Below are 19,868 nucleotides of genomic sequence, written 5' to 3' on the forward strand. Positions count from 1 at the left end.
AAATAGACTCGTTCGCGCCGGGAAAATTCCACCCCGGCTGAGCGCCATGGCCTGACAGCGCGGGCCGCGCCGGCGCATGATAAGCAGGTCCGGATCCACTGGGTGATACATCTCCGGGAGACCCATGAGCGATCGCGACCCGTCACGCGACTGGCATGCCCTGAAGACCGACGAAGTGCTCCGGCGTCTGGAGACGGACGCGCACGGACTCGCCTCGTCCGCCGCGGAACAGCGGCTGCAGGATGTCGGCCCCAACCGCCTGCCGGAGGCCGCGCGCACCGGCCCCGTCCGGCGCTTCCTGCTGCAGTTCCACAATGTGCTGATCTACGTGCTGATCGCCGCGGCGGTGGGTACCGCGTTCCTTGGTCACTGGCTGGATACCGGCGTCATCCTGGGGGTGGTGCTGATCAACGCCATCATCGGCTTCATCCAGGAGGGCAAGGCGGAGAAGGCGCTGGACGCGATCCGCGGGATGCTCTCGCCCCGCGCCCAGGTCCTGCGTGACGGCCAGCGCCACAGTATTCCCGCAGAGACGCTGGTCCCCGGCGACATCGTGTATCTGCAAGCCGGGGACCGCGTCCCGGCGGACCTGCGCCTGACCGGGGCGCACAACATGCGCATCGACGAGGCCGCGCTGACCGGCGAGTCGGTCGCCAGCGACAAGCAGAGCGAGCCGGTGGCGGCCGCATCCGACCTTGGCGATCGCCGTTCGATGGCCTATTCCGGCACGCTGGTGGCCTTTGGCCAGGGGCGCGGGGTCGTGGTCGGCACCGGGGCCGATACCGAGATCGGCCGCATCTCCACCCTGATCGGCGAGGTGGAGACCCTGACCACCCCGCTGCTGCGCCAGATCGCCCAGTTCGGCCGCTGGCTGTCGGTGGCCATCGGCGTCCTGGCGACGGCGACCTTCGCCTTCGGCTACTGGGTGCGCGACTACGACCTGGTGGAGACCTTCCTCGCCGCGGTCAGCCTGGCGGTGGCGGCGATCCCCGAGGGCCTGCCGGCGATCATGACCATCACCCTGGCGATCGGGGTGCAGCGCATGGCCGCGCGCCACGCGATCATCCGCCGCCTGCCGGCGGTCGAGACCCTGGGCTCCGTCACCACCATCTGCTCGGACAAGACCGGCACCCTCACCCGCAACGAGATGACGCTGAAGAGCATCATCACCACACAGGCGGAGTACGAGCTGGGCGGGGTCGGCTACGAGCCGCACGGCGGCATTACCCGCGATGGCCAGGAGGCGGACCCGGAGGACGATCCCCTGCTGGCCGAGGTCCTGCGCGGCCTCCTGCTGTGCAACGATGCCGAGGTCTATCTGAAGGACGACCAGTGGACCATGGAGGGCGACCCGACCGAGGGGGCCCTGATCGTCGCCGCGATGAAGGGCGGGCTGGATCCGAAGGCGATCAACGAGCGCTTCGTGCGGGACGACGTGATCCCATTCGAGTCGTCCTACAAGTTCATGGCTACCCTGCACCATGACCATGAAGGCGGGGCCTTCGTCTTTCTCAAGGGGGCCCCGGAACGCGTGCTGGCCGTATGCAGCCAGCAGCGCACCGCCGATGGCGAGGCGCCCCTGGACGCGGAGCACTGGCAGCAATGGATGGACGGCGTCGCCGCGCGCGGCCAGCGCCTGCTCGCCCTGGCCACCCGGCGCATGGAGGATCACCGCCAGGAACTGGAGTTCTCCGACATCGAGGATGGCGGGCTCACCCTGGTGGCGGTCTGCGGGATCATCGACCCGCCACGCGAGGAGGCGATCGAGGCGGTGGCCCACTGCCAGGAGGCCGGCATCCGCGTGAAGATGATCACCGGCGATCACGGCGTGACCGCGCGCGCGATCGCCGACGAGCTGGGCATCAGCACCGAGGGCGGCGTGGTGGTCGGCCACGAGCTGGAAGGCGCCAGCGACGCGGAGCTCGCAGAGCAAGTCCGGCATGTGGACGTGTTCGCCCGCGCCACGCCGGAGCACAAGCTGCGCCTGGTGCGCGCAATCCAGAGCCACGGCGACGTGGTCGCGATGACCGGCGACGGTGTCAACGATGCCCCCGCCCTCAAGCGCGCCGATGTCGGCGTGGCCATGGGCGTGAAGGGCACCGAGGCCGCGCGCGAGGCCTCCGAGATGGTGCTGGCCGACGACAACTTCGCCTCCATCGCCAACGCGGTGGAGGAAGGCCGCACCGTCTACGACAACCTGAAGAAGGCGATCCTGTTCCTGCTGCCCACCAACGGCGGCCAGGCCTTCACCATCGTCGCCGCGATCCTCCTCGGGCTCACCCTGCCGCTGACGCCGGTGCAGGTGCTGTGGGTCAACATGGTCACCGCGGTCACCCTGGCCCTGGCACTGGCCTTCGAGCCCACCGAACCCGGCACCATGCAGCGCCCGCCGCGGCCGCCCAACACGCCGCTGCTCTCCGGCTTCCTGCTCTGGCGCATCGGCTTCGTCTCCGCGCTGCTGGTCGCCGGCACCTTCGGCCACTTCCTGTGGCTGGAGCAGCAGGGCGTGGCGGAGGAATTCGCGCGCACCGTGGCCATCAACACCCTGGTCATGGGCCAGCTGTTCTTCCTGTTCAACAGCCGCTACATCCTGGAGCCGGCGCTGAACCGGGCGGGCCTGTTCGGCAGCCGCCCCGTGCTGATCGCGGTTGGCGTGCTGATCGTGCTGCAGGGCCTGTTCACCTACGCCCCGCCGCTGCAGTTGCTGTTCGGCACCACCGCCATCGGGCCGGAGGAATGGCTGCGCATCCTCGCCTTCGGCCTGATCCTGTTCACCCTGGTCGAACTCGAAAAGACACTACTGCGCCGGCGCGGTTTCAACCCCCACCAGTAGGGAACGCCCGGGAGGCTGCCCATGGCCGCAACAGACACGCCCGTAACTCGATACCCCGCCCCCAACGCCAGCGTTCATACGCCCCCTGCGCTGCACCCGATCGGGGCCGCACTGGGCCCCCTGTGCGCGCTCGCCCTTGCCCTGTGGGGGCCAGCGGCCCTGGCGGGAGACGCACCCGAATCCCGGGTCGCCTGGGAGGAGCCGGTCGAGGTCGCGCGCGGCGAGGCCTTCCGCGGCCCCTGGCGCATGAACGCCTCGGATTTTCGCTATGTCGACGATGCCTCGGTGGCGATCAATGACCATGGCGACGCGCTGGTCGTCTGGGCCGACCAGGCGCAGCAGGCCCTGTTCCTGCAGCGCTACGACCGCGACGGCCGGGCGGTCTTCGAGCGACCGACCCGGATCAGTGGTGAGCCGGGCACCTTTTCCTGGCTGCCGCGGATCGCGGTCGAACCGACGCCGGACGACGCCGACGTCTTCGACGTGCACCTGCTGTGGCAGGAGATCCTGTTTACCGGCGGCGACCACGGCGGCGAGATCCTGTACGCCCGCTCCCGCGACGGGGGGCGCTCGTTCGAGGAGCACCAGAACCTGTCCCGTTCGCGCGACGGCGCCGGCAAGGGCCGCATCACCGCACAGCGCTGGGACAACGGCAGCCTGGACCTGCTGCTGACGACCGCCGGCGAGGTGGTCGCGGCCTGGACCGAGTACCAGGGTCCGCTGCGTGTCACCTATTCCGCGGATCATGGCGCCTCCTTCGCCGAACCCGTGACCGTCAACCCGGACCCCGCGGTGCCGGCCCGCGCCCCGACCCTGGCACAGGCGCCATCCGGTCGCGTGCTGCTGGCCTGGTCGGAGGGTGACAGTCCGTACGCAGACATCCGGATCGCCCACTCGAACAACCTGGACGCCGGCTTTTCCGAACCGGCCACCGCGCTGGAGCACCCGGGCCATGCCGACGCCCCGACGCTGGTGGTGGACGCGGAGGGCGTTGTTCACCTGGCCTTCGGGGCGATCCCGGCCAACGACCTGGAGGATTACCGGCAGCCCCATTTCCGCCGCGTGCACGTCAGTCGCGCAGACGCCGACACCCTGGACTTTGCACCGCCCACCCGGATCGACGCGGATCAGTGGCCTGGCGGCTTCCCGACTCTGGCCCGGGACGACCGGCGTCTGTATCTGGTCTGGCAGCGCTATCCCCACCCGACCGATCGGCCCTGGGGCCTGGCATTCACCCACGCGCCGCTGAAGTCCGCGCGGTTCGGACCCGTCGAGGCGGTCCCGGGCACGCTCGACACCCCCTACAGCGGGGGCCTGCAGGGGCAGTTGAAGCGACGCATGGCGGTCAACCGCCACGGGGCTATCGCCATTGCTCAGAGCCGCTTCATCCCGGCAAGCCACAGCGACATCCTGCTGATCCGCGGCCAGATCGAGGAGGACGGATGCCATCCGAACCCTTCTCGCTGATGATCCACGGCGGCGCCGGGCAGATCCGCGAGGCCGGGGATCCACAGACCGCCGGCCGCTACCACGCCGCGCTGCACGCGGTACTGGAGGCCGGTCGCGAGCGGCTGGCGCGGGGCGATACCGCCCTGGATACCGTGGAGTACTGCGCGGCGCGGCTCGAGGACAACCCGCTGTTCAACGCCGGCACCGGGGCCGCCCTGACCCGGGACGGGAGCGTGGAACTGGATGCCGCGATCATGGATGGCGCGGCTCTCGCTGCGGGGGCCGTCGCCGCGGTTCGCGGCATTGCCAACCCGATCCGCCTGGCGCGGGCGATCCTCGACGACGGGGAACATGTGCTGCTGGTCGCGGACGGCGCCGCCAGCTTCGCCCGCGAGATCGGGATGCCGCAGGTGGACGAGGAGACCCTGATCACCCCGCAGCGGCGGGAACAGCTGGAGCGCGCCCTGTGCCAGGGCCGAGTCACACTGGATCATGACGAACCCACGCCCGGGACTATCGGCGCGGTCGCGCGCGATCGCCACGGCCATCTGGCCGCGGCAACCTCCACCGGCGGGATGACCGGCCAGCGCCCCGGTCGTGTCGGGGACTCGCCGATCCCGGGTGCCGGCGTCTATGCGGACGATCACAGCGCCGCCATCTCCGCGACCGGGCATGGCGAGCATTTCCTGCGCAGTGTGTTTGCCCGGGAACTGGCCGACCGTGTCGAATATCTTGGACTGAGCGCCGCCGAGGCCCTGAACGCGAGCCTGCAGCGCCTGCGGGAGCGGCTCGCGGGCTACGGCGGGGCCATCGTGATCGACCGCAACGGGCGCTGCGCGGCCGGCACCACCACCCCGCGCATGCTCCACGGCTGGATCGAACACGCGGGCCCGAGCCGGACCCGCATCGAACCGCCGGCCCGTTGACCGGGCCACGCCAGCGACCGCGGAATCACCCGACGCGCGGGTCGTGAAACGGCACTCAGTCTCACGCCCCGCGGGGTTCAACCCTGCGCCGCAGTGGCGTTCCAGCGCCGCCCCATGCGGCTGCCCAGCCACACCCCCGCGATCCACAACACCAGGGACACGGCCACATAAAGCCCGGCGCGGCCTGCAGCACCCGACTGCATCAGCCACAGGCTCTCGAGACTGAACACCGAGAAGGTCGTGAAACCGCCGCAGACACCGGCCAGCATGAAATGACGAAACACCGGGTCGGCCGGGCGGCAGCCGCCCGGCGCGCTGATCACCGCATACAGCCCGATCAGCCACGACCCGGCCACGTTCACGGCCAGCGTGTCCCAGGGAAAGCCGGTTCCGGCCAGGTGCAGCCCGGTCCAGGAGACGCCGTAGCGCGCCATGCTGCCGAGCGCGGCCCCCAGCACCACGAACAGCGAGAGCCGCAGCGAATACCCGGTCACGCCGCACCCCCTGCCAGGCGGCCCAGCGCGTGCCCGATGGCCACCAGCGCGAGCCCCCCGCCCAGGGTCAGCACGACGTAGACCAGCGCCTGGCGCAGCCCGTCCTGCTCCGCGACCCCGACCACCTGCAGGCTGAACGAGGAGACCGTGGTGAAGCTGCCGAGCCCACCCACCACCAGCAACAGCCAGAGCCAGGAGGTCCACGCTGGCCCCGAGGCCCAGCCCAGCGCCAGCCCGATCAGCAGCGCACCGGAGGCATTCACCGCCAGCGTTCCCCACGGGAAGCGGCCGCCCCCGGTGCGGTTGTCGATCCACTGCGACAGCCAGAAGCGCGCCAGCCCCCCCAGCGCACCCCCGGCTCCCACCAGCAACAGGCCCTCCCACCACGCCATCATGGCGCCATTGTCAGCGGCACCGGCCAGGCTGTCGAGCGCCCTGGCCGGCCAGCGCGCGGGCGGGCGTCGAAATCCTCCGGCATTCGGGCTTCACCCTCGTCGGAATGGTAAAGTGCGGACCCAGCGCGGGTCGTCAGTGGCCCGCCCCTCATTCAAACCGCTTAGGTCGCAGGAGCATCATGGCGCAGTACATCTTTACGATGAACGGCGTGGGCAAGATCGTCCCGCCGAAGAAGTACATCCTCAAGGACATCAACCTGAACTTCTTCCCGGGCGCCAAGATCGGCGTGCTGGGCTACAACGGTGCGGGGAAATCCACCCTGTTGCGCATCATGGCGGGCGTGGACACCGAGATCGTCGGCGAGGCGCGGCCGCAGCCGGGCATCAACATTGGCTACCTGCCACAGGAGCCGCAGCTCGACGAGAGCAAGGACGTGCGCGGCAATGTCGAAGAGGCCGTGGCCCCGATCAAGGAGGCGCTGGCCGAGCTGGATCAGGTGTATGCGGCCTATGCCGAGGCGGATGCGGACTTCGATGCCCTGGCCGCCAAGCAGGGCGAGCTGGAGGCAAAGATCGAGGCCGCCGATGGCCACAACCTCGAGCGCAAGCTGGAGGTCGCCGCGGACGCCCTGCGCCTGCCGCCGTGGGATGCCGACGTGAAGACCCTGTCCGGGGGTGAACGCCGCCGCGTGGCCCTGTGCCGCCTGCTGCTGTCCAGCCCGGACATGCTGATCCTCGACGAGCCGACCAACCACCTGGACGCCGAATCCGTGGCCTGGCTGGAGCGCTTCCTGCAGGAGTTCCAGGGCACCGTGGTCGCGGTCACCCATGACCGTTACTTCCTCGACAACGTCGCCGGCTGGATCCTCGAGCTGGACCGCGGCCAGGGCATCCCGTTCCAGGGCAACTACTCGCAGTGGCTGGAACAGAAGGAAAAGCGCCTGAAGCAGGAGGAAAAGGCCGAGGCCGCCCGCGTGAAGGCGATGGAGTCCGAGCTCGAGTGGGTGCGCTCCAACCCGAAGGGCCGCGGCGCCAAGAGCAAGGCGCGCCTGAAGCGCTTCGAGGAGATCGCCTCGACCGACTACCAGAAGCGCTCCGAAACCAAGGAGATCTACATCCCGCCGGGCCCGCGCCTGGGCGACAAGGTGCTGGAGGTGGAGAACCTGTCCAAGCACTTTGGCGACCGTGTGCTCTACCAGGGCCTGTCGTTCTCCGTGCCGCGCGGCGCGCTGATCGGTGTAATCGGCCCGAACGGCGTCGGCAAGACCACCCTGTTCCGCATGATTGCCGGGCAGGACCAGCCGGACGACGGCTCGATCGAGCTGGGCGAGACCGTGCAGCTGGCCTACGTGGACCAAAGCCGCGACGCGCTACAGGACGAGAAGACCGTCTGGGAGGAGATCTCCAACGGCCAGGACATCATCCAGGTCGGCAACTTCCAGATGCCGTCACGCGCCTACGTCGGCCGCTTCAACTTCAAGGGCACCGACCAGCAGAAACGCATGAAGGAACTCTCAGGCGGGGAACGCAACCGCGTGCACCTGGCCAAGCTGCTGCAAAGCGGCGGCAACTTCCTGCTGCTCGACGAACCGACGAACGATCTGGACGTCGAGACCCTGCGCGCGCTGGAAGAGGCCCTGCTGGACTTCCCCGGCTCCGCGATCGTGATCTCGCATGACCGCTGGTTCCTGGACCGCATCGCCACCCACATCCTCGCGTTCGAGGAGGACGGCAACGTGGTGTTCTTCGACGGCAACTACCAGGAATACGAGGAAGACCGCCACAAGCGCCTCGGTGCCGAGGCCGACCAGCCCCACCGGGTCAAATACAAGCGACTCGCCTCCTGACCTCCCCCCCGAAGGCCCGGCACCCGCCGGGCCTTCGTCTTTCCGCTCCCGGAACATTGGCCATATGGCCATCGCCAATCCCTGCTGCATCGGGCCGGCCTGCGCCGAGGCTACGGGCGAATCGGCCGGGTCTGCTCCAGGAATGCCTCCGTAAAGCCTTCCAGCTCTGCATCTTCGATCAGCCCTTCGCGCCGCATGCACAGGAACTGATCCAGCGCCTTCGAGCGGGCATGGCCATCGAAGATGAATGCAAGCCGCTCGTTCGCTTCGTTCAACTGCTGATAGAGATCCAGAAAGCGTTCGTGATTCGAGCGGTCTTCCTGTTCCATTGCCGCCCGGCAATCGGCCAGGGCGCGCTCGCAGTAGCGATCCAGCGCGGTTTTCTTCAACTGGCTGAACCGTTTCCAGTCCGATTCCTTGATCATCCCGGAGGCCTCCTGAAATTCGACACGTCAGGGAGTCAGGCGGATGCACGCCCAACAGCTGGGAAATCATGCAGCGGCCGCAGCCGCTCCGCCAACCTTATCGGCGATCGCAGCTGGCGGTCAGGCGCCCGTCCACTGGCTCGGCGGTCATCCCGGTATCGACGAACCGGCCTTCGGCATACAGTTCACCGCCATCAATCCGGATCAGCGGCTCCGACGCACCGCCGGCGACGCTGATCCACTGCCCGCCCATGCGCGTCCGATTGGCCTCCAGCACCTCGCCCCCCGCACGAAAATCGCCAAACTGGGCCGAAATCGAATGCGTCAGCATCCCGGCGACCTCGTTGCGCGAGGCGAACACCCGCAGCGGGCCGCGGTCAGTATCGGCGCGCGCCACCAGCGTCTGGTAGCGATCATCCGCATCACCGGAGAAATCGCAGACCTCCATCTCCAGCACGTATTCCTCGCCATCCAGGATCAGGGTCGCGGCCTCGGCCGCTTGCGCATTCACGGAAACCAGAGAAACGGCCAACACCGACAGCAAACCGCCAGGCAATACCAGCGCACGACGCATGCGGGAACTCCTTTGCAGGGATGGGTACGGAATGGAAGCTTACCCCATTCCACTGCGCACCCCCCGAGGCCCGGCAGGGGGTCGCTCTCAACCGCTGGCGCTGGGCCGATCGGTGCTTGCGGTCGGGCATGCATTCCCTTCCCCCGGAATCTGGTCCATATTTGCATGACGCAGTCGCTGAGCAGGGCCCCGTTTGCGGGGCGGTCAAGCGTCGGGGCGGAGGGCGATGCAGGAATCCTTCGGCAGCACAGCAAGCGCGGACGCCGCCGAGCGCCGCGAAGGGCAGCGCGTGCAGCCCGAACGCATCGCGACCTGCCGCCTGCAGCTGCACCCGGGCTTCACGCTGGACGACGCCGCCGAGGTCGTCCCCTATCTGGCGCGGCTGGGCATCTCGCATGTCTATCTCTCGCCGATCCTGCAGGCGGTGCGCGGCAGCAGCCATGGCTACGATGTGGTCGACCCCTCCAGGGTCAACGACGAACTCGGCGGCGAGGCAGCGCGCCAGCGCCTGTGCACGGCGCTGGCGGCTGCCGGGATGGGGCTGGTGCTGGACATCGTGCCCAACCACATGGCAGTGGCCGGAGACCAGAACCCGTGGTGGTGGGATGTGCTGGAGAACGGCCCGTCCAGCCGGTTCGCGATGCATTTCGACGTGGACTGGGAGTCGTCGGAGGAGCGCTGGCCCAACAAGGTCCTGCTCCCGGTGCTTGGCGATCATTACGGCCGTGTGCTCGAGGCCGGCGAGATCCGGCTGCAATACGATGGCGGACTGTTCGATCTTGCCTATTACGAGCACCGCTTCCCGCTGGATCCATCCTCGCTCAATGACCTGCTCGACCGTGCCGGTCGCGCCACGGGCATCGAGTTTCTGGGCTTTCTCGCGGAATCCTGTGCACGCCTCCCGCAGCCCCAGCTCACCGGGCGCGACTCGGTAGCACGCCGGCACCGCGACCAGGGCGTCATTCGCCAGTTGCTGGACGAAATCACCCGCGACGACCCGGCGGCCGCCGAGGCCATCGCGGCCGAGGTAGCCCGGATCAACGCCGATCCCGATGCCCTGGACGCGCTGATCGAGAAGCAGAACTACCGGCTGGCCTGGTGGCGCACGGCCGGGCGCGACCTCGGCTACCGGCGGTTCTTCGACATCAACGACCTGGCCGGGCTGCGCCAGGAGAAGGAGGAAGTCTTTCGGGCCGTGCATGCACTGCCGGTGCGCTGGGTGGCGGAAGGCTCGGTGCATGGCCTGCGGGTCGATCATCCGGATGGCCTGCGCGATCCCGGGCAGTACTTCAGCCAGTTGCGCCGCGCCTGTCCGGACACCTGGATCGTCGCCGAGAAGATACTCGAGCCCGGCGAGCCGTTGCCGGGCGACTGGCCGATCGCCGGCACCACCGGCTACGACTTCCTCAACCGCGTGCAGGGGCTGTTCGTGGACCCGGCCGGCGAGGCCCCGCTGACGCGGCTGTTCGAGGAACTCGCGGGCGAAAACGCCGACTACCCGGAGCTGGTCTACGAATGCAAGCGCCAGGTACTGAAGGACCTGCTCGGCAGCGAACTCAACCGCCTGAGCTCGCTGTTCGTGGCGATCTGCGAGCGGCACCGGCGCCACCGCGACTACACCCGCCACGAGCTGTACCTCGCCCTGCTGGAGGCGGCCGCCTGCTTTCCCGTGTACCGCACCTACGTACAACCCGGCGAGGGCGGTGTAACCGCGGCCGACGTGGACTGCGTGGAGACCGCGATGGCGAATGCCACCGAGCGTCGCCCGGAACTGGACAGCGAACTGCTGCAGTTCCTGCGCGACCTGCTCCTGCTGCGCATCCCCGGCGAGCACGCGACCGAGCTGGCCCTGCGCTTCCAGCAGCTGACCGGCCCGGCGATGGCCAAGGGCGTGGAGGATACCGCGCTGTACCGCTTCCACCGGCTGGTGGCGCTCAACGAGGTCGGCGGCAACCCGGAGCAATTCGGGTGGTCGGTGGTCGAGTTCCATGACGCCACCGCTCGGGCGCAGGCCCGCCACCCCGAGTCGATGCTGGCCACCTCCACGCATGACACCAAGCGCAGCGAGGATGTGCACGCCCGGTTGCTGCTGCTCTCCGAGATACCGGACAGCTGGGCCCGGACCGTGTGCCACTGGATGGACCACAATACCCGTCACCACACCGGTGAATGGCCGGATGCGGCCACCGAATACCTGTACTACCAAACGCTGGTGGGGGCCTGGCCAATCGACACCGAGCGCATGACCGCCTACATGGAAAAGGCCGCGCGCGAGGCCAAACAGCACACCAGTTGGACCCATCCGCAGGAAGACTACGAGCAGGCCCTGCGCGATTTTGTCATCGCCACCCTGCAAGACCCGGAATTTCGCGCCTCGCTGGAGGTCTTCGTGCGGCCGCTGGTCGAACCCGGCCGCACCAACGGCCTGGCACAGACCCTGATCAAGCTGACCGCGCCGGGGGTCCCGGATATCTACCAGGGCACCGAGCTGTGGGATCTGAGTCTGGTCGATCCGGACAACCGCCGCCCGGTGGATTTCGCCACACGTGCCCGGCTGCTGGAGGAGCTCCAGCACCTGACCCCGGCGCAGATCCAGGCGCGCGCCGACGAGGGCCTGCCCAAGCTGTGGGTGGTGCAGCAGGCGCTGGCCCTGCGCCGCCGCCACCCGGAATGGCTCGGCCCGGATGCCGCGTACACCCCACTGCGCGCCAGCGGCGAACGCGCCAGTCACGTGGTCGCCTACCTGCGCGGCGACGGGGCGCTGGTCCTGGTCCCGCGCCTGGTACTCGGACTCGCGGGCGACTGGCGCGATACCCGGCTCCAACTGCCGCCCGGCACCTGGCACAACCGCCTGTGCGGCATGACGCTGCAAGGCGGCGAGCACCCGGTCGCGGAGATCCTGGCAACGTTTCCGTTGGCCCTCCTCGAACGCGAGGAGCCGATGCCATGACGACCGTGCGCGTGTGGGCCCCGGAGGCGAATCGGATCGAACTGGAGTGCGGTAACCATCGCATGCCGATGGACCGCCAGGCAGACGGCTGGTGGTCGCTGGAGACAGAGCAAATGGTGCACGGCAGCGACTACGCCTTTCGCGTCGACGGCAACGGCCCGTTCCCCGATCCGCGCTCCGCCTGGCAGCCGCAGGGCGTGCACGGCCCGTCGCGCTGGCTGGACCATACCCGCTTCGCCTGGCACGACGCCGGCTGGCAGGCGCCGCCGCTGGCCGCGGCGGTGATCCAGGAGATCCATGTCGGCAGCTTCACGCCCGAGGGCAGCTTCGACGGCGTGATCGAGCGCCTCGACCACCTGGTCGAGCTCGGCATCACGCATCTTGAACTGATGCCGGTGGCGGCGTTTCCGGGCGACCGCGGCTGGGGCTACGACGGGGTCGCACTGTACGCCCCGCACCATGCCTACGGGGGCCCCGAGGGTCTGAAACGTCTGGTCGATGCCTGCCACCGCCGGGGCATCGCGGTGCTGCTGGACGTGGTCTACAACCACCTCGGCCCGGACGGCAACTACCTGGCGCAGTTCGGCCCGTACTTCACCGACCGCTACCAGACCCCCTGGGGCGAAGCCATCAATCTCGATGGCCCGGACAGCGATGCCGTGCGCCGCTTCTTCATCGACAACGCCCGGATGTGGCTGCGCGACTACCACCTCGACGGCCTGCGCCTCGACGCGGTGCACGCGATCGTGGATACCTCGGCCACCCATTTCCTCGAACAACTCGCCGCCGAGGTGCAGCACCTGGGGCGTGAGCTCGGACGACACCTGGTGATCATCGCGGAGAACGACCGCAACGACCCGCGCGTGACCCGGCCGGTGGAGGTCGGCGGCTACGGCCTGGACGCGCAGTGGAACGAGGACTTCCACCACGCCCTGCATGCCCTGCTGACCGGCGAGTCCGACGGCTACTACGCGGATTTCGGGGACCTCGCGGATCTCGCCCGGGTGCTGACCCGGGGCCTCGCCTACGACGGCCGCTACTCGCCCTACCGTCGGCGAACCCACGGTCGCCCGGCGTCCGACCTGCCCGGGCGGCGCTTCATCGGCTGCCTGCAAAACCATGACCAGATCGGCAACCGGGCGCGCGGCGACCGCATCGGTGCGCAACTCGCCCCCGGCCTGCTGGAGATCGGGGCCGCCCTGGTGCTGACCAGTCCCTTCGTGCCCCTGCTGTTCCAGGGCGAGGAATGGGCGGCCACCGCCCCGTTTTTGTATTTCACCGATCATGTCGATGCCGAGCTCGGACGGGCGATCCGCGAAGGCCGCCAGCGCGAGTTCGCGGCCTTCCTGCGCGATCCCCGCGACATCCCCGATCCACAATCCCGCGAGACCTTCGTACGCTCCCGGCTGGACTGGGACGAGCGGGAACGCGCACCCCATGCCCGGATCCTGCGGTGGTATCGCGCGCTGATCGCCCTGCGCCACACCCACTGGACCTTCGCCGCTGACCGCCTGGAGTCGATCGAGGTGCGCTTCGACGAAGCGGCGCGCTGGCTGGAGATACAGCGGCCGGGGCTGCTGCTGGCCTGCAATCTGACCCCGGCCCCGCAGCGCCTGCACTGCCCGGGGGCCCGGGGGCTGCACAGCCTGTTGTGTTCCGATGCGGGTATCGTGGTGGACTCGGATCGCCTGACCCTGCCCGGCGAATCCGTGGTCATCCTGGGGACTGACCGATCCACTTGGGCCACCTTGCGTGGCGAGGGAGTGATGCAGTGACGCTGTCCGACCGTCCCGTACAACGCATCGACGGCTACCTGCCCATCGAAGACCACGGCCTGATCGGGAATTGCACCACCGCCGCGCTGGTCGGCCGCGACGGCGCCATCCCCTGGATGTGCGTGCCCCGCTTTGACTCCGAGCCCCTGTTCTGCGCCCTGCTGGACCAAAAGCGCGGTGGTGCCTTCCGCGTGGCCCCGGAACCGCTGATCGCCTCGCACCAGCGCTACATCCCGGACACCGCCGTACTGATTACCGAGATGACCGGCCCGGAGGGCCGGGTTCGCATCACCGACTGCCTGCCCCTGCGCGCGGGGGCGGACCTTTCCGAGGACGCCCCCGCCGGGCGCAACGAGCTGCTGCGCCGGATCGAGGTGCTGGAGGGCCGGGTACGTCTGCGAGTGCAGATCGCGCCCCGCGGTGGCGCGACCGTTGCGCCGCATGGCGCCGGCCTGCGCCTGGCCCTGCACCACCAGCCGGAGCTGGACCTGGCGCTGAACACCTCCCTGCCACTGGAGGCGCTGGACAGCCTGCATGAACTCGAGGCCGGCGAGCAGCATCACCTGCTGCTCGGTTGGGGGCCGCACACGCACCGGTTCCAGGCCCGCACCCCGCAGGAACTGCTCGAGGCCACGCTGCTGGTCTGGAGACGATGGATGCGGCATTTCGATTATGAAGGTCCCCGGGAAGAGCTCGTCCGCCGCTCGGCGGTCACCCTCAAGCTGATGGACTACACCGCCACCGGGGCGATGATCGCGGCCCCCACCTCCTCCCTGCCGGAGGCGATCGGCGGCCCCCGCAACTGGGACTATCGCTACGCGTGGATCCGCGATGCGGCGTTTTCGGTCTATGCGATGAGCGATATCGGCATGACCCACGAGGCCGCCGGTTTCATCGGCTGGGCCCTGGACGCGGTCGATCGCGCAGGCTGGCCACGGGTGCTGTACGACGTGGATGGCCACCTCCCGCAACCCGAGCGCAGCGACCCCGAACTGGAGGGATACCGCGGCTCGGGCCCCGTACGCTGGGGGAATGGCGCGGTCGAGCAGCGCCAGCACGACGTGTTCGGCGAGATCCTCGACTGCGCCTGGCGCTGGGTCCGCTGGGGCGGCACGCTGGACGATCACCTGTGGGGGCGCCTGCGGCGCCTGGTCGAATCCGCCAACACGGAGTGGAAAAACCCCGACCACGGGATCTGGGAAGTGCGCACGGCCGGGCGCCCCTTTACCTACTCCGCCGCCCTCTGCGCGGTCGCGCTGGAGCGCGGTGCCGCGCTGGCCGAGACCAATGGCATGGAAGGCAACAGCGCCCTCTGGCGGGCCGAGGCGCGGCAGATCCGCGAAGCGATCCTGGAGCAGGCCTGGGACCCCGAACTCCAGAGCCTCACCGAGCATCTGGGTGGCGGCGGCATCGACGCGAGCCTGCTGGCCCTGCCGGGACGCGGCGTCATCCCCCCGGATCACCCGAAGATGATCGCCACCACCGAGGCCGTCGTGCGACGCCTGGGTGCCGGAAACGGCCTGCTTTACCGCTATCTGCCGGAGGAATCCCCGGACGGGCTGCCCGGACACGAGGGCGCGTTCGTGCTGTGCAGCTTCTGGCTGGCCGACAACCTGCTGGGTCAAGGTCGCCTGGACGAGGCCCAGGCACTCTACGACTCGCTGTGCGAACGCACCAACCACCTGGGCCTTCTGCCGGAACAGATCGACCCGGCCAGCGGGGCCTTCCTAGGCAACTTCCCGCAGGCCTTCAGCCACGTCGGCCTGATCGCGACCGGCATCAAGCTCGCACGGGCGTTAAAGAACGCCAGCACCAACGGGCCCTGAGGGCCCAAGCCACACCCGGATGCAGAGCGGAGTGGAGCGGCGCCGGGCCCGGCTCAGTCAGTCGGCATCATCGAGGAGTGGTGGTGGACGATCTTCCACTTGCCGTCGCGGTTCTCGTAGACGAAGGTGTAGCGCGCGGGGACATCCTTGGTCTCGCCGCCGTCGGTGACGCGGAAGGTATAGGTGCCGGCGTCGGTCAGCTTGTTGCAGCCGAGCTTCACGTTGCGGGTGTTGATCGTCCCGAAGGGCTTCTTCTCGAGGAAGTGCTCGAAGTAGTCCTGGATCTCGGCGTGCGTGGTTCGCGGGACGTTGGAGACCGTCGGCAGCAGGACCGCATCCTCGGCATAGCGTTCGGTGACCTTGCGCGCATCCCCGGTCTGCAGGGCGTCGTTCCAGCCCTCGAACAGTTCCTCGGCCAGGCGGCGGGTCGCGGGGGCGCAGACCACGCAGCTCTCGTTCGGCGGGGTGTCGATGGCGCCGAACGCCGGATCGCCACCCGTCCCGGTCACCGGGTGGTGCTGGTCGCGATGCGAGGCGCTGAGGCTCAGGCGCGCACGGGGCGACTCGTCGGCATTGATGAACTGGGTGCCGCTGATACGCGGCCGGCTGCTCGTGGTCACTGACTGATCTCCGCATACGGCCATTGCCGGCCGGATAAAACGTGAATTATAAGGGACCCTGGAGGGGCTGTCAGGGCGCCGGTCGCGGGCCGCCTGGTCAGCTCGCCTGCGCCTTGAACGCGGCCAGCAGGTCCTCGACCTGACCGCGCACCCGCGCCTCGTCCTGGATGGCAAAATCCAGGAAGGTCTGGGCGACCACCGACAGGACCTTCTGTCTGGGGTGGACGATGTGCCACTGGCGATGGATCGGGAAATGCTCCACATCCAGCAGCGCGACCGGCCCCCCGGCCCCTTCCGCGCTGAGGGTATGCAGCGACAGCACGGCGATCCCCAGGCCCCCGATGACCGCCTGCTTGATTGCCTCGTTGGAGCCGAGCTCCATGCGCACGGTGGGGTTGATGCCGTGCTCCTGGAACAGCTTCAGGGTCGCCTCGCGGATGCCGGAACCCGGCTCGCGCATCAGGAAGGTCTCCTGCTCCAGGCGTTCGATCGGGATGTTGCGCTGCCCCGCCAGCGGGTGGTCGCGGCTGGCCATCACCACCAGCGGGTTCGGCGCGAACGGGTAGACGGCGATATCGGTCAGCCGCTCGGGTACGTGCCCGATGATGTACAGGTCATCGTCGTTGCTGGCCAGGCGATCCAGCACCCGGTCGAAGTTGCTGACCTCCAGCGACAGCTCGATATCCGGATAGCGCTTGGCGAACTGCCCGAGGATCGTGGGCGCGAAATACTGCGCCGTGGTGATAACCGCCAGACGCAGGCGCCCGCGCTTCAGTCCGTGCATCTCCGCGAGCTTCATCTCGAGATTGGTCAGCGCCCCAAGCATCTCGCGGCAGGTGTCGTACAGCAGCAGCCCGACCTCGGTCGGGAAGGCCTTGCGTCCGACGTATTCGAACAGCGGCAGGCCGAGCGCACCGGAGAGCTTCTTGATCTGGATGGAGACGGTCGGCTGGGTCAGATAGAGCTCTTCCGCCGCCCGGGTGAAACTGCCCAGGCGCACGATCGCCTCGAACACCTGCAACTGGCGCAGGGTCGCATGCCGGATCAGATGCGCGGGCAGCTCGGACTTCAACATCACCTGCGGAAGGCTGGACTCCTTCGGCGGTGTCGAGCTGCCCCCCGTCTTGGCCATGCGAGTACCGTGATCCCCAGGGAAACGCTGATTAGTGTACACGCTCGCGCTCGAGTCGCTTTTGCGTGCGAACAAGGCGCGGTGACTGCCGTGCAGTCACTCTGCACAAGGGAACCGCAACGCCGTGCGCGCGCAAAAGCGGCCGAGCCCCTGCTCTCAATAGGTTGTGGGGTTGGCACCCCAGGTTCCCCGATCCTGCGTTGCGCCGCTTGCGGGTAGAACCACTACCCGCTGCACGACGCGCCTTGTCTCGGAAAACCTGGGGTGCCAACGCGAGTGTGTACATTAATCAGTGTTTCCCTAACGGGTCAGGCCGGCGTACAGCATCGGCAGCTTTTCCGGGAGCCGCTCGATGTGGTCCAGCACCATGAAGTGCTGCGCACCGAAGATGCGTTCCACGTACTCGTCGGCCTGCGGATCCAGGCTGATGCAGAAGCTGTAGACGCCGTTCTTGCCCACCTCTTCCACCGCACGCTTGGCATCCTGGCGCAGGTACTGCGGATCGCGCACATCGGTATCCGCCGGCTCGCCGTCGGTGACGATCAGCAGCAGCTTTTTCTGCGTGCCCTGCTGGTGCAGCAGGTGGCCGGCGTGCCGGATCGCCGCGCCCATGCGCGTGGACAACTGCCCCTTCATCCCGGCCAGCCGCGCCCGGGCGTGATCATCGTAGGGGGCATCGAAATCCTTGAAGCGGTAATACTCGACATCGTGGCGGCCATCGGAGGCGAAGCCGTGGATCGCGAAGGGGTCGCCGATCTTGGAGATGGCCCCGCCCAGCAGCGCGGTGGCCTCGCGCGCCAGCTGGACCACGGTCGTCTCGCCATCGGCGAGGGGCTCGTTGGTGGACTCGGACAGATCCAGTAGCACCAGCACGGACAGGTCGCGCACCTGACGGATATTGCGGACGTAGATCCGCTCGTCCGGCTGGCGGCGCATACGCAGATCGATCTGTGCCTCGACCAGGGCGTTCACGTCCAGTTCGTCGCCCTCGGCCTGCTTGCGCATGCGCTGCACACCCTGCGGCTGCATTGCCTCGATCAGGAACTTCAGACGCGAGATCAGCGGCTTGTGCTTTTCGTTGATGGCGTCGATCTCTTCCACGTCGCCCTTCTTCGGACGCCGCTCCAACAGGGTGACCCAGTGCGGCCGTTCCAGCTGCATCTGGTAGTCCCACTCGTGGTAGTGGTAGGGCAGCGAGATCGGCTCCTTGCCCTCCTGCTGGTTGATACTTTCGTCTTCACCGTCGCGGAACCACTCGGTCGCCAGCACCATGATCATCTGGGCATCATCCCCGGCCCCGGGGACATCCAGGGTGTTGATCATCTCCATGGGTGTGACGTAGACGCGCTCCTGGTTCGAGCCACTGGCCATCAGCGTCTCGAAGTCGTCTTCCTCGCGGCCGAAGGCCCAGATATAGCGGTTGTCATCGCGGTAGAGGACATCCGGGGCCACCTGCCGCGGATTCATGTAACCCTTTTCCGGGAACTCGGACGCCAGGGCTTCGGCCAGCTCGCGCGCCAGACCCGCAGCCTCGAGGCCCTCCGCCCGCTCCGCCAGCGCCGCGCGCGCCTTGCCTACAAACGGGTGATCGTCGCGGTAGTCGGGGTCCAGCAGGGCCCGCGCGGTGCGGGCCAGCAGCGCCTGCGGGGCGTCACCATCGTCGGGCGTCGCGGTGTGCAGGGGGATCCACAAGTTGCGCAGGCCGGGGAAGCCGCGCGTCGCCAGGCCCTCGACGCGTGCATCCTCGAACAGCTCCGTCAGCACCCCGATGACGCCGCGCGGGGCCTCCTCCGGCTGCATCTCGCGGGTAAAGACCACGTGCGCCGCCGCATGCGCCGCCGCAGCACGATAGAGATCCAGACCGGTCAGGCCTTCCCAGTCGTCGAAGGCGTCCGGCAGGAAGATCGTGAAGCCCTCGATGTAGGGCTTGTAGCCCTCGCGCGACTCGAAGTCGCCACTGGTGGGGCGCATGAAGAAGTCGCGCGCCCACAGCGAGCGCAGATAGAGGTTGATGCGGCGCTGGACATCCACGAACAGTGTCCCGCGGCGTTCCTTCTGGAACACCGAACGGGACTCCGGCGACTCCAGGCCGAAATAGGCGATCTGAGCCTCCAGGTCCGTGCGGTGGGCCTGCGCCCCCCAGCTCGCCCAGCGACGCAGCCCCCCCAGCGTGAGGTGGGTGAGGAGCTCGTCGAGGTGTTCCAGCATCGGGCGTACGCCGCGCGGCGCCTGCCCCAGCAGGTTGTCCACCAGGCGCAGATAGCCCGAGAACAGACCCTGGTCCCCCAGTCGCCGCGCGGCGATGGGGCTGGTGGAGATCAGCAGGGTGATTACCGCGGCACTGGTCTTGGAGTACATCTTGATCGCCGAGCTGACCAGCTCGCCGACCGCGTCCTCGCCCAGTTCCTGCGCCACATCCGGCGTCTCCTGGACGAAGGCGATCACCATCTCCGAGCCACGCCCGAGAGAATGCAGGCTGCGAGCCCCTTCCAGGTAGTAGCGCTTGAGGCCCGCGGCACTGAACGCACGCGAGGCCTCCTGCCACGAGGCCTCGAGCACCTCGGCCGCCTGTCCCCCGAGGTCTTCGAGGAGGTCCTGGTAGTCCTCCAGATGGATGCTCAT

General features: G+C 68.4%; 14 protein-coding genes. 7 read left to right on the top strand and 7 right to left on the bottom strand.

Going from position 1 to position 19,868, the window contains the following annotated elements; genetic code table 11:
• Positions 1-124: 124 nt before the first annotated feature.
• Genes D105_RS0104900 through D105_RS0104910 form a run of 3 tightly spaced genes read left to right on the top strand, consistent with a single transcriptional unit; the run spans position 125 to position 5,208 of the window.
• Positions 125-2,833, top strand: coding sequence for a cation-transporting P-type ATPase (locus D105_RS0104900; RefSeq protein WP_018877692.1), 2,709 nt, complete (start codon positions 125-127; stop codon positions 2,831-2,833).
• A gap of 21 nt (positions 2,834-2,854) precedes the next feature.
• Positions 2,855-4,300 (top strand): sialidase family protein, encoded by a 1,446-nt coding sequence (locus D105_RS0104905; RefSeq protein ID WP_018877693.1) that lies wholly within the window; start codon positions 2,855-2,857, stop codon positions 4,298-4,300.
• Positions 4,276-5,208 carry an isoaspartyl peptidase/L-asparaginase family protein gene (locus tag D105_RS0104910; RefSeq protein ID WP_018877694.1) on the top strand — a complete coding sequence of 311 codons (933 nt, stop codon included), beginning with the start codon at positions 4,276-4,278 and terminating at the stop codon, positions 5,206-5,208. Before D105_RS0104905 ends, D105_RS0104910 begins: the two co-directional genes overlap by 25 nt.
• A 77-nt stretch (positions 5,209-5,285) precedes the next feature.
• Here D105_RS0104910 and D105_RS0104915 read toward each other — a convergent pair whose 3' ends face one another.
• A complete protein-coding gene (locus tag D105_RS0104915; RefSeq protein ID WP_018877695.1) occupies positions 5,286-5,702 on the bottom strand; it encodes a CrcB family protein in 417 nt (138 codons plus the stop codon).
• The gene (gene crcB, locus D105_RS0104920; protein ID WP_038032733.1) at positions 5,699-6,097 is read right to left on the bottom strand and encodes a fluoride efflux transporter CrcB; all 399 of its coding nucleotides are present in this window, start codon (positions 6,095-6,097) and stop codon (positions 5,699-5,701) included. Before crcB ends, D105_RS0104915 begins: the two co-directional genes overlap by 4 nt.
• Positions 6,098-6,276: 179 nt before the next feature.
• Between crcB and ettA the strand changes: the two genes are divergently transcribed.
• On the top strand, positions 6,277-7,944 hold the full coding sequence (gene ettA, locus D105_RS0104925) for an energy-dependent translational throttle protein EttA (protein WP_018865992.1): 1,668 nt from the start codon (positions 6,277-6,279) through the stop codon (positions 7,942-7,944).
• Positions 7,945-8,054: 110 nt separating this feature from the next.
• Here the strand turns inward: ettA and D105_RS0104930 are convergent, their stop codons facing one another.
• Positions 8,055-8,369 carry a hypothetical protein gene (locus tag D105_RS0104930; protein WP_018865991.1) on the bottom strand — a complete coding sequence of 105 codons (315 nt, stop codon included), beginning with the start codon at positions 8,367-8,369 and terminating at the stop codon, positions 8,055-8,057.
• Positions 8,370-8,466: 97 nt separating this feature from the next.
• Positions 8,467-8,943, bottom strand: coding sequence for a hypothetical protein (locus D105_RS0104935; RefSeq protein ID WP_018877697.1), 477 nt, complete (start codon positions 8,941-8,943; stop codon positions 8,467-8,469).
• 226 nt (positions 8,944-9,169) lie between these two features.
• On the opposite strand from D105_RS0104935, the gene treY reads away from it, so the two are divergent.
• The 3 genes from treY to D105_RS0104950 are packed head-to-tail and all read left to right on the top strand — an operon-like array spanning position 9,170 to position 15,494.
• The gene (gene treY / locus D105_RS0104940) at positions 9,170-11,893 is read left to right on the top strand and encodes a malto-oligosyltrehalose synthase (RefSeq protein ID WP_018877698.1); all 2,724 of its coding nucleotides are present in this window, start codon (positions 9,170-9,172) and stop codon (positions 11,891-11,893) included.
• Positions 11,890-13,668, top strand: coding sequence for a malto-oligosyltrehalose trehalohydrolase (treZ, locus tag D105_RS0104945; RefSeq protein ID WP_018877699.1), 1,779 nt, complete (start codon positions 11,890-11,892; stop codon positions 13,666-13,668). Before treY ends, treZ begins: the two co-directional genes overlap by 4 nt.
• The gene (locus tag D105_RS0104950) at positions 13,665-15,494 is read left to right on the top strand and encodes a glycoside hydrolase family 15 protein (RefSeq protein WP_018877700.1); all 1,830 of its coding nucleotides are present in this window, start codon (positions 13,665-13,667) and stop codon (positions 15,492-15,494) included. Before treZ ends, D105_RS0104950 begins: the two co-directional genes overlap by 4 nt.
• A 53-nt stretch (positions 15,495-15,547) precedes the next feature.
• On the opposite strand, the gene D105_RS0104955 is transcribed toward D105_RS0104950, so the two are convergent.
• The 3 genes from D105_RS0104955 to D105_RS0104965 all read right to left on the bottom strand — a co-directional run bounded on the left by D105_RS0104955 (position 15,548) and on the right by D105_RS0104965 (position 19,868).
• Complete coding sequence (locus D105_RS0104955; RefSeq protein ID WP_018877701.1) at positions 15,548-16,114, bottom strand: SgcJ/EcaC family oxidoreductase; 567 nt, start codon at positions 16,112-16,114, stop codon at positions 15,548-15,550.
• 97 nt (positions 16,115-16,211) lie between these two features.
• Positions 16,212-17,189 carry a LysR family transcriptional regulator gene (locus D105_RS0104960; protein WP_018865985.1) on the bottom strand — a complete coding sequence of 326 codons (978 nt, stop codon included), beginning with the start codon at positions 17,187-17,189 and terminating at the stop codon, positions 16,212-16,214.
• 357 nt (positions 17,190-17,546) lie between these two features.
• On the bottom strand, positions 17,547-19,868 hold the full coding sequence (locus D105_RS0104965) for a nitric oxide reductase activation protein NorD (RefSeq protein WP_018877702.1): 2,322 nt from the start codon (positions 19,866-19,868) through the stop codon (positions 17,547-17,549).

Origin of the sequence: Thioalkalivibrio sp. ALE28, assembly GCF_000377425.1 — a bacterium.
Classification (GTDB): Bacteria; Pseudomonadota; Gammaproteobacteria; order Ectothiorhodospirales; family Ectothiorhodospiraceae; genus Thioalkalivibrio.